The 13840-nt window shown below is 43.5% G+C and carries 16 protein-coding genes; 12 read left to right on the top strand and 4 right to left on the bottom strand.

Features of this window, described 5'->3' with window-relative positions:
- Positions 1-219: 219 nt before the first annotated feature.
- From AB6E78_RS12200 to AB6E78_RS12175, 6 genes are all read left to right on the top strand, one after another.
- Positions 220-561, top strand: coding sequence for a YggL family protein (locus AB6E78_RS12200; RefSeq protein WP_017062629.1), 342 nt, complete (start codon positions 220-222; stop codon positions 559-561).
- A 266-nt stretch (positions 562-827) separates the two neighbouring features.
- A complete protein-coding gene (locus AB6E78_RS12195) occupies positions 828-968 on the top strand; it encodes a hypothetical protein (protein WP_017067451.1) in 141 nt (46 codons plus the stop codon).
- Positions 961-1644: a spondin domain-containing protein gene (locus tag AB6E78_RS12190; protein ID WP_065583911.1), complete on the top strand. Its 684-nt coding sequence runs from the start codon at positions 961-963 to the stop codon at positions 1642-1644. Before AB6E78_RS12195 ends, AB6E78_RS12190 begins: the two co-directional genes overlap by 8 nt.
- Before the next feature lie 9 nt (positions 1645-1653).
- Positions 1654-2334 carry a spondin domain-containing protein gene (locus tag AB6E78_RS12185; protein WP_017072230.1) on the top strand — a complete coding sequence of 227 codons (681 nt, stop codon included), beginning with the start codon at positions 1654-1656 and terminating at the stop codon, positions 2332-2334.
- Between the two features lie 81 nt (positions 2335-2415).
- Positions 2416-3147, top strand: a complete 732-nt coding sequence (locus tag AB6E78_RS12180; protein WP_017067448.1) for a response regulator transcription factor — start codon at positions 2416-2418, stop codon at positions 3145-3147.
- Between the two features lie 66 nt (positions 3148-3213).
- On the top strand, positions 3214-4587 hold the full coding sequence (locus AB6E78_RS12175) for a sensor histidine kinase (protein ID WP_372133681.1): 1374 nt from the start codon (positions 3214-3216) through the stop codon (positions 4585-4587).
- Positions 4588-4636: 49 nt separating this feature from the next.
- On the opposite strand, the gene AB6E78_RS12170 is transcribed toward AB6E78_RS12175, so the two are convergent.
- Complete coding sequence (locus AB6E78_RS12170; RefSeq protein ID WP_017064489.1) at positions 4637-5101, bottom strand: hypothetical protein; 465 nt, start codon at positions 5099-5101, stop codon at positions 4637-4639.
- Positions 5102-5259: 158 nt separating this feature from the next.
- Positions 5260-6189 carry a DMT family transporter gene (locus tag AB6E78_RS12165; RefSeq protein ID WP_136981852.1) on the bottom strand — a complete coding sequence of 310 codons (930 nt, stop codon included), beginning with the start codon at positions 6187-6189 and terminating at the stop codon, positions 5260-5262.
- A gap of 149 nt (positions 6190-6338) precedes the next feature.
- Between AB6E78_RS12165 and AB6E78_RS12160 the strand changes: the two genes are divergently transcribed.
- Complete coding sequence (locus AB6E78_RS12160) at positions 6339-6797, top strand: Lrp/AsnC family transcriptional regulator (RefSeq protein ID WP_017062622.1); 459 nt, start codon at positions 6339-6341, stop codon at positions 6795-6797.
- Positions 6798-6966: 169 nt separating this feature from the next.
- Here AB6E78_RS12160 and AB6E78_RS12155 read toward each other — a convergent pair whose 3' ends face one another.
- Both AB6E78_RS12155 and AB6E78_RS12150 read right to left on the bottom strand, forming a co-directional pair.
- The gene (locus tag AB6E78_RS12155; protein ID WP_017062621.1) at positions 6967-7209 is read right to left on the bottom strand and encodes a hypothetical protein; all 243 of its coding nucleotides are present in this window, start codon (positions 7207-7209) and stop codon (positions 6967-6969) included.
- Between the two features lie 269 nt (positions 7210-7478).
- The gene (locus AB6E78_RS12150; RefSeq protein ID WP_372133679.1) at positions 7479-8054 is read right to left on the bottom strand and encodes a hypothetical protein; all 576 of its coding nucleotides are present in this window, start codon (positions 8052-8054) and stop codon (positions 7479-7481) included.
- 96 nt (positions 8055-8150) lie between these two features.
- Here AB6E78_RS12150 and AB6E78_RS12145 point away from each other — a divergent pair, with 96 nt between their 5' ends.
- From AB6E78_RS12145 to phaC, 5 genes are all read left to right on the top strand, one after another.
- Positions 8151-8834: an SH3 domain-containing protein gene (locus AB6E78_RS12145; protein ID WP_372133677.1), complete on the top strand. Its 684-nt coding sequence runs from the start codon at positions 8151-8153 to the stop codon at positions 8832-8834.
- 529 nt (positions 8835-9363) lie between these two features.
- On the top strand, positions 9364-10104 hold the full coding sequence (locus AB6E78_RS12140; RefSeq protein WP_372133675.1) for an SDR family oxidoreductase: 741 nt from the start codon (positions 9364-9366) through the stop codon (positions 10102-10104).
- 26 nt (positions 10105-10130) lie between these two features.
- Positions 10131-11342 (top strand): acetyl-CoA C-acetyltransferase, encoded by a 1212-nt coding sequence (locus AB6E78_RS12135; protein ID WP_102320772.1) that lies wholly within the window; start codon positions 10131-10133, stop codon positions 11340-11342.
- Between the two features lie 130 nt (positions 11343-11472).
- Entirely contained in the window at positions 11473-11820 is a 348-nt protein-coding gene (locus AB6E78_RS12130) for a phasin family protein (RefSeq protein ID WP_017062616.1), read from the top strand.
- A 75-nt stretch (positions 11821-11895) separates the two neighbouring features.
- Positions 11896-13722, top strand: coding sequence for a class I poly(R)-hydroxyalkanoic acid synthase (gene phaC, locus AB6E78_RS12125; protein WP_372112847.1), 1827 nt, complete (start codon positions 11896-11898; stop codon positions 13720-13722).
- Positions 13723-13840 lie beyond the last annotated feature (118 nt).

Here is a 13840-nt window from a genome sequence, read left to right as displayed (position 1 = left end):
TTATTCATGACTTACCCACCTACTAACTAATTGGTTAATAAGTTGGGTCAATGTGTGACTAATCGTGAAGCAGTTAAGTGACAGATTTTTATAGATTTGATTAAGGTTTTGTTTCTGTAGCACGATTTTTGCCATTAACACCCTTGTGTAATACAAAACTCTTGGGGATTGATGTGGAACTGTGTATAAATGCTTTATCAAACGAAAAGAGAGGCAGTTATGAAATTAGATAAAATCGAAAACAAAAATCGTCGCCTACGCAAAAAGCTATACCTAGGTGAATTCGCGATTCTGGGTTTTGAAGTAAGCTGCAAGACATCGATTACTGATTTTGATCAATACGATGTGTTCATTGATGAGTTCATTGATTTCATCGACAGCATCGGTCTGTGCTTTGGTGGCGGCGGCCTTGAGCTGTTTGAAGGTTTCTTATGCTCAATTGAGCGCTACCGTTCAGTAACAGAAGCAGAACAACTGCAAGTTGCTCAATGGCTTGAAGCTCGTGCTGAAGTAAGCAAAGTGGAAGTTAGCGAACTGATTGACGCAAACTACGCGTTCTAATTTGATGTTGTGTTGTTAGCTCGATTGAAAGGCCAAATACGGCTTAGGAAAGAGTAACAACAGTACGCTAGAATAAAGGCCGAATCGTTAAATCGATTCGGCCTTTTTGCGTTTTATTCGTTCCATTTCTATTCTTTATCTTCTTTTCTATCCCTTCTGACGTAAATGATAAATTGATATTTTTCGATTAAATATTAGTACTTTATCGCTATTTTTATTTGCAGTAATAAGTTTGGATAAACTTGTGAGAGTTTTATGAGAATTCAATGAAGTTGCTGATAGATTTGATCGTTATTCTTAGAGTCAACAACACCACAGTTCGTTCTGGCAAAGGTAACGGTATATCGCTGTTATTCGTTTTGTTGGCAACGATAGGACTCGATAAAGGATGGAATCAAAATGAATAAACGTACTCAAATCAGCTTAGTGATCAGCTCGGCTATGTTGGCCTTCGGAGCGGCTCAAGTTCAGGCTGCTGAGCTTGAAGTCACTGTCACTAATGCAACGAAAGGGATCTACTTTACGCCTATCTTAGCGGCGGCTCATGACTCAAGCTTGTTCATGTTTAGAACGGGTGAAACGGCTTCTTCGGAACTAGAGTCCATGGCCGAAGGTGGCGATATTTCAGGTTTATCTGGTGTCATTGCCAACGCGGGAGGCGTGGTGGTTGAGAACCCAGCGGCCGGCATCCTCAATCCAGGCGTCGCAACTACGTTTGATATCAGTACTGGTGATTTAGAGTACCTATCATTGGGTGCAATGTTGCTGCCGACAAACGACGGCTTTGTTGGTCTAGATAGCTGGAAGATCCCAACTCAAGCGGGCACCTACAAAGCGACTCTAAATGGTTATGACGCAGGCACAGAAGCCAATGATGAGCTGGCGGGCAGTATGCCGAACCCTCCATTCATTACCTTTGGCGCTGGTGGCACAGGTGTAGAAACGGCAGTATCAAACGCTAAGGTTCATATTCATCCAGGTAACATTGGTGATGGTGATGCGGCGGGCGGCATCAGTGACCTCGATAGCAGTAGCCATCGATGGTTAAACCCTGTTGCAACTATCACCATTGTTGTGAAGTAAGGGGGATGTATGAAAGCTAGAATTCTATTTATCGCTGCATCAGTAGCTGTGTTAGCGGGTTGTCCGGACGATGACGACGATTACTATCGCTATGATGTGAGTGTTACTAACCTCACCCCCAATCAACCAATGTCACCACTCGCGGTGTTGACTCACAATACGAATTTTGATCTGTTTGAAGTTGGGCAAAGTGCCTCTGTCGATCTGGAATACTTGGCGGAAGGGGGTAGTAATGCACAATTGCTTGCGCTCAGTGACAGTGACGCCAATGTTTATCAAGGCATCTCAGGCAATGGACTGATTCTTTCAGGTGAGCAAGACACGGTGTCGATTCGTGTCGACCCAAATCAAGAAGGGTATATCTCAGTTGCTTCCATGTTGGTGAACACCAATGATGCGTTTGTCGGCGAATCCGGATTATCGCTCAAGTCATTAGCGGTGGGTGATACCTTTACCATGAACATGAATGTTTGGGATTCGGGAACTGAGCTGAACGATGAGCTTGCTGCAACCATTCCGGGACCAGCAGGCGGTGGTGAAGGTTTTAATACCACACGAGACGACACCGATATAGTGAGTTTTCACTCTGGCGTAATCAGCCAAGATGATGGCCTTACGACTTCTACTTTAAGTGCAAATCATCGTTTCCTTAACCCCGGTGCAAGAATCACCATTACTCGAACTCAGTAACAGGTTGAAAGCACGATGAAAGAATTCCTGCTCTGTTCCGGTCAATTGAAAGGTGGGCGGACTCAGAATAGAGCAGGGATCATGAATAGTGCTGCGGTAAATTTGATGGCAAACATATTGTTGGTTGAAGACGATGATGACTTGGCTGAACTGGTGCAGATGCATCTTAAGTTCCAAGGGCATAACGTAATCAGAGCTAATGTGATTGAAAAGGCTCAGGCGCTCTATAAAGAGGGTCATTTCGATTTGATCGTACTGGATCGTGGCTTACCAGACGGTGACGGACTCGATTTCTGTCGAATGTTGCGTCAGCAAGAGGATTGGACGCCAGTACTCATGCTAACCGCAAGAGACGCTGAGTTAGATAAGGTGTCAGGCTTAGAAGCCGGTGTTGATGACTACATAACGAAACCTTTCAGCGTTCTCGAGTTTCAAGCAAGAGTGAGGAACGTGCTTCGCCGTTTAAGCCATGTCGAATCAGCGACTCAAGAGGTTGTGACAGCAGAATCGATTATGAATTTTGGTGTGCTCACTATTCAACCTGAACGCCATCAGGTGTCACTCAATAACCAAGACGTACCGCTGACAGCTACCGAGTTTACCTTACTTCATTTCTTAGCAACCCGCCCGGGGCGTGTGTATAGCAAAGACGAGCTGCTCGATCATGTTTGGAATACTCATCACTCTGGCTATCACCATACCGTGTGTAGCACAGTCAACCGTCTAAGAACCAAGCTTGCGATGCCGAATAGTGATGATGATTTCATTAAAACCGTTTGGGGTGTTGGTTATAAGTTTGAGTCGAAAGCTTAGGCCTATGTGTCGCGTCCGAAGTTTACTAAAAGGCCAGTAAGACCTAAGAGCCATCGAGGAGAGAACATGAGTTTCAAATCGCGTTTAGTGTTGTTCACCAGTTTGTGGTTTCTGCTCGTGAGTGTGGTGATTGCTTATACCTATAATTGGCAAAAAGAGACCATAGAACAAAGAACTAAGCAGAGCTTACACAAAGAGCTCGCGGTTCATATGCGCGATGATAACCCTCTGATGATAGGGACTGACTACAACCCCAAAGCCCTTAAATCCATATTTCATACCTTGATGTTGATTGGTCCCGATTTCGACATTTATTTTCTCGACAGCCAAGGAAATATCACGACGCACGCTGCGCCAGAAGGCACTGTGTTGGCAAGCCAGATAGACTTAGCACCCATTAGACAATTTTTAAACGACGAGCCTTATCCGATTCTTGGCGAAGACCCTATCAATCCTGATTCTCGTAAGGTGTTTTCCGTTGCTGCGATTGAAGAGTTGGGTTCAACAGTTGGGTATCTGTATGTGTTGATTGGCAGTAATCGCCATACCGTGATTGCTAATTCGCAAGTCGACACACCTTATATGGCGCTAGCAGGACTTATGCTGATCTCTATCTTAGGTTTTGCGATTGGGGCTTACCTGCTCGTGAAGCGCAGCCTCTTAAACCCTATCGAAGAAGTTACAAGCAAGCTGCAACAACAAGCAGAGCAAGATTTTCGATTGGACCCGAACTTCATTCATCAAGTACCAGAATTGGTGCCGATTGCACGCTCGTATCAGTTGATGGCGAAGCACATTCAACAGCAATTTTTGCAACTTGAATATCAGTCGTCACATCGAAGACAAAGCTTATTACAGCTCAGTCATGATTTGAAAACGCCATTGTCGAGTGTATTGGGGTATCTAGAAACGTGGAGGATTCAAAACCCACATTCGGATCCACTCATAGATGTGGCATATCGCAATGGCAACAAGTTATCTGAACAGCTCCATTCGCTGTTAGATAGCGCCAAGAAAGATAACCCGGTACCCACATATCAATACGCTTCAATCGATTTCAATGGGCTGATGAGCGAATGCTTAGAAACGATACAAAGCAAATATCGCCATAAAAATGTTGAGTTGAACATTAATATGCCTATTGGAATCAAGGCTGTGGGTGACAGTGATCTGCTTGAGAGGTTGATTTTGAATCTGTTAGATAATGCATTGAGGCATAGCCCAAGTGGCACTGTGGTGTCGTTAGATGTTGGTTTTGAAGCGGATTCCAAACGGGTGAAGGTGGTGATTCATAATGAGGTTGAACTGGAAGCGCCGAATGGTTCTTTGGGAATAGGAACCAAGATCGCGCAGTCGATACTGATGTTGCATCACAGTGTGCTAGAAACAACAAAGGCAGAGAACTCCTTTCAGCAAAGCTTTTACTTGCCTTCGGTATAGCTCTATCTGCCTTCGATTTAGCTTGATGTGTACTTACGTAGAAGTAACGTTAAGCGTCTTTTCTGTCTTCGTTACCTTCGTTCACTTTCGCGTAGAAGTGAAGCAGCTCAGTTAATTCTTTAACCCAGCCAAACGCATCTTTAGGTGCGTTCTTTAAGATCTTTTCTACTTTCTCACAGTGCACTTCGATTGCGATTGCTTCTTCAAGGTTGAAAGAAATTGAGTAGAAGTGCCAAAGCAGTAGGCGAGTCATTCGCTCGATGTTCTGTTGCGAGTTATCCGACTCTGAGAAGGCTAGGTTTACTTCACCAAGCGCGATAGCTGTCATTCGAAGCATTGCGTCAAATTTCGCTGATTGCATGCGTTCTTCGCTGGTGACTTCTTCTTGCTCGAACGTAAACAATTCCGTCATTGCATCTTCAGGTACAAGGCGATGAATCATTCTTAAACTAAATTCTTCTAGTTCATGGCGAGGCATGGTGATTAAGCAATTTAAGGTGTAGTCGCGTTGCATGGTGTTCTCTTGGATCTGCAAAAAGGTCGGACAGTTTAATGGAGAAGCGAGTTTAGAAAAAGCAGATTTTAGATAAGCCTGCGTTGGCAGGCTTATCTGTGTACTACAAGCCCTAAAATCGATGCTTAGGGGAACTGTATTTAGGTTTGAACGCAGTATCAGGCTTTGCTATGGCTTGGCGGTTGGTACTGCATCGACTGGTCGTTTCTCATGAATATGTTGCTCGCGACCAAACTGCCGATGCAAATAGAACCAAGGGCGAGCCAAGTCATCGCATTAGGAATCTCGTTGAATAGTGGGATCGCCAACAAGGTTGCCACTGCGGGTGTTGCACTGCCAAAAGCGGCAGAGCGTTCAGCCCCTAAGGTATTAACCGCATAAAGGTAAGTGAACGCAGCGATTAAACCCGCCCCAACGCCTTGCACTGTTGAATGAACGGCAAGCTCCGTGAAGGGCCAATTAGCGATTGGTGTGTCCATTAGGTGGCTTGGGAGGGTTCCAGTCAGGATTAGGACGAGTAAAAGCAAAGTAGAACAGAGAGAAATAAAACCGGCACTGACTAACGCATTAAGATTAGCGACACGGGCTGAGATGGTGAACATCGCCCACATTAAGCTTCCGCATAAAAACAACAAATGACCTTTGGTGTATTCGAAGTTGAAGCTGCTTAAGCTACTCCCTAAAAACAACAGTATGCCGAGCAAAACCAAACCTAAACCAACAACACGATGTCGGCTGAGTGGCTGCTTAAAAAAGAGTACCGCAATTCCTGTAACGAACAGAGGAAGCGTGCCCGGAACAAGAGCACTGCCATGAGATACCGGAACAAACTGCATGGCCGTTCCGGCAACAAGCAGATAAGGTAATCCGCTACCTACGAACATACCCGTTAGATACCGTTTAGGGACGACGGCAATTGCGCTGCGTGCTTTCCACATCAAAGGCAATAACACCAAAGCCGGTATGAGAAATCTTGTGAGAGCGATATCGGCAGGTGTTAAATCTGAATTTGCGCCGCCTTTAAGAGAAAGAAAAAAGCTCGCCCAAATGAGTAGGGTGACAGTAATAGATAAGTAGCCAAGATTCATAATATAGAAGGAGAGTGGGTGATGACTCATTATGGAACAGTTGGTGTGCCACAGGTTGGCAAGTTTTGGCTAAACTTGAACTATCGTTGATGATTTCTGCTAATATTCACCAAATAATTAACGGATTTAACTAATGTTTGGCATTTACTATGGATAGAATTGATAGGCATCTTCTCGAACTGCTACAAAAAGATGGCAGGTTAACCACGGCTGAACTTGCTGATGAAGTGGGTTTATCACCTTCGCCTTGTGCAAGACGAGTCAAAAGGCTAGAAGAAAAGGGCATTATTGACGGTTATCGTGTGAGCTTGTCACGAGAACAAGTCGGCATCGCAATGAGTGTGTTTGTTGAGGTGAGCCTAAACAACCACCAAGAAGTGTCGATAGATAAGTTTGAGGCGGCTGTTGTAGAGATGGAAGAGGTGATCAGTTGCCACGTTGTATCTGGGGCTTATGACTATTTGCTAGAAGTGGTTAGCCCGAACTTGATGGCCTACGAGGCATTTACAAGAAAACTTCAAAGGCTCTCTAACGTCAAAGATATTCATACCCACCTTGCGATAAGACAAGTAAAAGGCAATGCACCACTGCCAATTTATACCGATTAAGCCAAACTCTGAGCAGTAACACGAAGGCAGAATGAGCTGAAAACGAAATGGTTTACTCCTGAAGTAGAAGCGCGGTCAATATCAAAAATCATCCATTAAGTGTCAGGCTTCAGGCAATAAAAAACGGAGCACCTCGTGAAAGGTACTCCGTATATGATAGGTGCAAAACTTAGTGATACTTAAAGTTAGAGATTGAACAATCCCCAGTTTGTGCATTAATTCTGAATGAAAAAGCATGTGAATGATAATCCACGCCGTCATTCCAAATTGTCTCTCCAAATATCTTACATAGCTCTAGCTCACTTACTGAACCGAACTCTTCCATGTGTTTAGCTACAGATAAAAGTTTACCTCTTATCTCTGCAGTCCATTCCGTGTTACTCAAGCAGTTGAAAGCCATAGTCTTTTGCATATTACCTAGCCAAAATGTTTCTTGTTATTAAGTTATATGAAGATTCATGATAACAATTTTCTGGCGTTTGTAAATCTATTTTGTGATGAACATCTCACATACTCGCTTGCATTGGTCGGAAATTGAACTTCATTGTTGATAGATAGCACATTACTTTCACAACCTATTGATAAAGCTTTGATTAACGAGTTCTTAGAATATTATGAATGGGATTGAGCATATTTATCGGAAAAGTCCAGTCGAACGAGTGAGAGAATCTAATGGTGATTTCAGTTTGATGCACCGTTTGCTGGTTGGTTTATGTGGCGGGCTTCGTCAATCATCGTCGCTTCTCTGCGGTATTTTGAAGACAGCTGACGGAATTTTTCACTGAGTGTATGGAGATCTCGGGAGAGTGATTGTGAGCTTTGGACGTGCACCTGCGCGCTTTCTGCCTGGCGTGGGAGTTTTGCTTTGGTGCAGTGTTTGGCGACGGCTTGCCATGAATACGCTAGAGAGTCAGCGCCTTCAAGTTCACTAGACACAAAATACGCCTGTTGTAGCAAAACCTCGGAGACGTCATACGCGGTATTCATATGACTATTGAGCTGCACATTAAACCTTTCTTCGTACTTTGCCCAAAGCTCAATGATCTGCTTTTCATTAAAGTGTTTAGATAACAATGTCTGTGACTCATAGGTTGAAAGAACTTGGTTGAACTCTTTGGTGTACTGACTATAGCGACCTTCAAAAGAGAGCTGACGATCCAACAGTGTTTGCCAGTTTTCACGGTCACAATGATTCGCTAGAGCGACATTGGCACTCAAAGTTACGCTTACAATGATAACTTTCCCCCAAAAACTCATGACTTTCCTCTACTTACCGTGCGCTCTATTGAGAGTATAGATGAGCAGCAGCATGAGTTGATGTACACTTGAGACATACCTATAACGGAAGAGCTGGTGGATTTGATGAAAAAAGCGCTGATCGCTTTACTTGTGTTGTTGATATTGGGCGGAGGGGGAGGAGCGGCATACTACTTCTTAGTCATGAATAAAGACCCAATCCCACAAGAGAAAACGGAAGAGCCGGCGTTAGAAGCTACCGAGCAATCTGAATCTGACCTTGTACCCATCATGGATCTTCAGCCTGAACCCGAGCAGACGGAATTTTACGTTTTGGAGAGAAAGCTTGAAGTGGTCGAGCAACCTGAAATTGATGGCTTGATAACAGATTACCTCTATAAAGGGGAAAAGGTGGTGGTACTCGAGAAACAAGGCGAATGGGCACGTATCTCAGACTATATAGTCCTTAAAGAAGGCGGCCCACAGACGGCGGAATGGGTCTCTATGTCAGGCTTATCGAATGATGAAGTCATTATTTCGGAAAAAGAAAGCAAAGAGATATTGGATTCCTATTTGGTTAAGTCTGATGACCTCAAGATCCATCAAGAAAAATTCCGTAATTCGGTGGCTAAACTGATCTCTGAGGGGGAGTGTGCCCCAAGTGATTTTGAAGAATTAGGCGGATGGGTGAAATCTGTTAAGTACAGCAATCGAGATGTCTATTTTATTTATTGTGGTGGGTTGTCCCTTGAAAACAAAATTTATCTTGATGTAAATAAAAATGAAATATTTACGAAGTAAGATCCCACGCTCAATTTATTAATGCTATTTACTTAAGCCCACTCATAGATTGAGTGGGCTTTTTTGTCTATTCATAATGCTCATCGTCCCCATTTAGAACGTTAATTATATTGAAGCTCATATAGAATCATTAGGAACCATTTATTAATTTCTAATAATAGTTTTGTTATTATTCTCGTGATCAATCATTTCAAATTCCCACATTGCATTATTCTTGAAACAAGCTGGGAGATATAGATTTATCGCGTATTAACAAAGGCTTATCTGCTTGTTGATAAAAGTAAAATTAAATAAACCTTATTAATATCAGAGCTTTGCGTTAACTTACATGTTCGTAACATTTCATTAATTTTGGGATGCAAGTCTAGTTTTTAATCATAATACGAAAATATTTTATATTTGTAATAATACTTTTTGATTTTGAGTTGTAGGGTTTAATTAAAGCAAAACGTAAAGTTTAATTATCAGCTAAGACATTATCTTATTAACATCATTGTTATTTAATTGCTTGTAAGGGATGGAACCATTAATGAAAAAGCTTGCTTTAATTACAGGGTCAAAAGGCGGTATCGGCTCAGCAATTTCGTCTAAATTAGTTGCAGACGGCTATCGTGTTATCGCGACTTATTTTACTGGAAATTACCAATGTGCCTTGGATTGGTTTAACGAAAAACAATTCACCGAAGATCAAGTGAGATTGTTTGAATTAGATGTTACCAATACTGCGGAATGTGCGCTGAGCTTAAGCAAGTTGTTAGAAGAAGAAGGCACGGTGGATGTACTAGTCAATAACGCAGGTATTACACGTGATAGCGTCTTTAAAAAGATGGATGCCGAAGCGTGGAAAGACGTGATTGAAACAAACCTAAACAGTCTGTTCAACGTGACTCAACCTTTGTTCGCTCCTATGTGTGAGAAAGGTAACTGCCGTGTCATCAACATCTCTTCCGTCAATGGTCTTAAAGGTCAATTTGGACAGACTAACTACTCAGCAGCGAAAGCTGGAATGATTGGTTTTTCTAAAGCTTTGGCTGCAGAAGGCGCTCGTAGCGGCGTAACCGTGAACGTGATTGCCCCTGGCTACACAGCAACTCCTATGGTTGAGCAAGTGAAGCCTGAAGTACTGGATTCAATCAAGAACCAAATTCCGATGAAACGCTTAGCAACACCTGTTGAAATTGCAGACGCAGTGGGCTTTTTAGCGAGTGAATCTGGCGCGTACATTACAGGCGAAACATTGTCTGTGAATGGCGGCTTGTACATGCAGTAATTGGCGAAACTGAAGGGGTTGGAATGATGGAAAAAGTATTTATTGTTGCGGCTAAGCGCACTCCTATTGGTGCATTTACCGGGTCGCTAAAAAACGTATCTGCGGGTGAACTGGCTGGCGTTGCGATCAAAGGTGCACTTGAGTCTGTCGATCTTTCGTTAGATGCGATTGATGAAGTAATCGTCGGCAACGTGATTTCGGCAGGTCAAGGCATGGGGGTTGCTCGTCAGGCTTCCATCTATGCAGGGCTTCCTGAGGAAACACCAGCATACGGCGTGAACATGATTTGCGGCAGCGGAATGAAATCAGTGATGGACGCAGCGGCGCACATCAAAGCACAAGATGCTGAAGTGGTTATTGCTGCTGGCGTTGAAGTGATGTCACAAATTCCTTTTGTGGTACCAGCGAGCGTTCGTAATGGTCACAAAATGGGTGACATCTCAATGAAAGACTTACTGGTTGGTGATGGCTTAACCGATGCGTTTAATCACTACCACATGGGCATGACCGCTGAAAATATCGCGAACACGTTGAATATTTCGCGCCTAGCTCAAGATAACTATGCCTTAGAAAGCCAACAAAAAGCCGTTGCTGCGATAGAGGCGGGTAAGTTTAACGAGCAAATCGTGCCTGTAGAAGTTAAGCAGCGCAGACAAACCGTCACTTTTGATACCGATGAGTATCCGAAGTCAGACGCGACATTCGAAGGTCTGCAAAAGCTTCGTCCAGCTTTTGACCGTGAAGGGTCTGTTACGGCAGGTAACGCTTCGGGCATCAATGATGGCGCGAGTGCAATCATCTTAGCCTCAGAGAGTGCAGTAGCGAAATACGGACTGACACCACTGGTAGAGCTAACGAGCTACGCACAGTCTGGATTAGATCCAAAGATTATGGGTTTAGGCCCAGTAGAAGCCGTTTCTAAAACGCTTGATAAGGCGAATCTCACTCTAGAAGAAGTAGATTTGTTTGAATTGAATGAAGCGTTTGCAGCACAAGCTCTTGGCGTAATGTACCAATTGTCAGAGCAGCATGACTTACCGCTTGATGAGTTCAAGCCAAAGGTCAATGTGAATGGTGGTGCAATCGCGCTTGGCCATCCTTTAGGTGCTTCAGGCAATCGAATTATTGTTGCACTCATCCATGAAATGCTTGAACAGAAAACGACTTATGGCGTTGCTTCACTCTGTGTGGGTGGGGGAATGGGAACCGCTGTTTTGCTAAAAGGTATTGAAGGTTAGAGCCTGATATATCGGTAGCAAGCTTAAATATCGGATCAGCTTTTCAAAGCATCGCGAGTTAATCGATGAGCGTTGGCTGAAACGATAGTGACACAAATTTATTAAACTATGTATTCATCAGGAGTTACTTATGTACACGGATATTTTCAAAACAATTACTGACCAAACTGAAAAGCAATTTGAACCGTACTTAAAGTTCAACAAGTTGGTTGCAAAGAACGTCCAAACGATGACAGAACTGCAAATGAATGCAATGCAGACTTACACGAACATGGGTCTTGCGCAAATGAAAGCAGTGACTGAAATCAAAGACGTGACTAGCCTAACGGCGTTCAACAGCCAGCAACTAGCAGCGCTAACTCAATTGTCTCAACAGATGATGAGTGATAGCTCAAAAATGCAAGCTGCTGCAAAAGAGTTCAAAGAAGATGTTGAAACACTAACAACTGAAAACTTGAAAACAGTTACACCTGCATAAATAAAATCGCCATCGAGTCAGCACAGTGTTTACTGTGAGGCTCGGTGGCGATTTTCCGATTATTGGAGTCATGTTATGTTTCAACACTTCTTTTCGGACTACCTTGTTAAACTTCAACAAACAAACCAGCAATGGTGGGAAAACTTTGAACAAAACAAGGAAGCCGCGCAATCTCCCCTAAATCAAGCGATGCAAGAGTTGAATTTTGATGATGCGTCAAAAATCTTCGAGCAAGCCGCTAACCAACCCGCCGTTCTCCTTCAGTTACAATCCCAGTGGTGGGAACAGCAACTTAAGATTTGGCAAAATGCCGCACTGATGGGTAATACCGAAAGCGTCATTACTGAAGAGCGCAGTGATAAACGCTTTATTGATGAAGCGTGGAAAAATGACCCGTTTTACAGCTTTATCAAGCAGTCTTATTTGTTATTCAGCAAAAGCTATATAGACACCATTAATTCAATCGAAGGCATAGACGAGAAAACCAAGGAACGTGTGGCGTTCTTTTCACGTCAGGCTATCAATGCTCTTTCTCCTAGTAACTTCATTGCGACTAACCCAGAGTTGATGAAGCTAACGCTTGAGCGCAATGGTGAGAACTTGCTAGATGGGCTAGAGCAGCTACAAGCTGACGTTGAAGCGAGCGCGGATATCCTCAAGATCCGTATGACCAACAATAATGCCTTCCGATTAGGTGTTGATGTTGCGAACACGGAAGGTGATGTCGTTTTTCAAAATGATCTGTTCGAGCTTATTCAATACTACCCAAAAACACCTCAGGTGAACGCCACGCCTTTGTTGATCGTTCCTCCATTCATCAATAAGTACTACATTCTCGACCTTCGTGAAAAGAACTCAATGGTTCGTTGGTTGCTTGAGCAAGGGCACAGCGTCTTCATGATGTCTTGGCGCAACCCAGGTGAAGCGCAAAAAGACTTAGAGTTCGGTGACTATGTCACGGAAGGCGTAGCGAAAGCCGTGACGGTAATTGAAGATATCACGGGTAAAGAGCAAATCAATGCTGCAGGTTACTGCATTGGTGGTACTGTTCTCGCTTCAACGGTCGCTTACTATGCTGCTAAAAGAATGAAGAAACGCATTAAAACTGCGACCTTTTTTACGACTCTATTAGACTTCTCTCAGCCGGGAGAGGTTGGCGCATATATCAATGAAACGATCATTAACGCCATTGAGAAACAGAACGATGCTAAAGGATTCATGGATGGTCGTTCATTAAGCGTGACATTCAGTTTGCTTCGTGAAAACAGCCTGTACTGGAACTACTACATTGATAACTACCTAAAAGGCAGCAGCCCAATGGAGTTTGATCTGTTGTACTGGAACAGTGACAGCACTAACGTTGCAGCTAAGTGCCATAATTTCTTGCTGCGTGAGCTTTACCTTGAGAATAAACTTGTTCAAGACAAAGGCGTGAAAGTAGGCGGTGTCTGGATTGATCTCAATAAGATAAAAATACCAAGCTACTTCATTTCAGCGAAAGAAGATCATATCGCGCTTTGGCAGGGGACTTACCGTGGTGCCTTGAATACCGGTGGCAACAAGACGTTCGTGCTTGGTGAATCTGGTCATATCGCGGGTATTGTTAACCATCCAGATAAGAAGAAGTACGGGTTCTGGCTGAATGACAACCTAGACGACTCGGCGGATGAGTGGCTAACTAATGCGACTCATAATGAGGGGTCTTGGTGGACACACTGGAATCAGTGGCTACAAGGTTTTGAAACTGACGAAAAAATCGAACCTTTCAATCAAGGCTCAGAGCTTAATCCTGTGATTGGCAAAGCGCCAGGCAACTATGTAAAACAGGTGCTGCCGATTGTCGATCAAGAGCAGGTTGATAAAGAGACCGCAGAGAAAGAAGCGCCAGAAAACGAAGCTTAGGGCGTTAAGTCACATTCAATTATAAAGATACACAACGTCAGATAATAAAAAAGCCACTGAAATTGAAGTGACCCCGTAAAGTTGGACATTTCTGTTAAGCGGCTTTCAAGGCCTGAGT

The organism is Vibrio sp. 10N.247.310.98 (assembly GCF_041467395.1).
Taxonomy (GTDB): domain Bacteria; phylum Pseudomonadota; class Gammaproteobacteria; order Enterobacterales; family Vibrionaceae; genus Vibrio; species Vibrio crassostreae_C.
The sequence above is the reverse complement of the archived record's forward strand: the minus strand, read 5'-3'. Positions and strand labels throughout refer to the sequence as shown.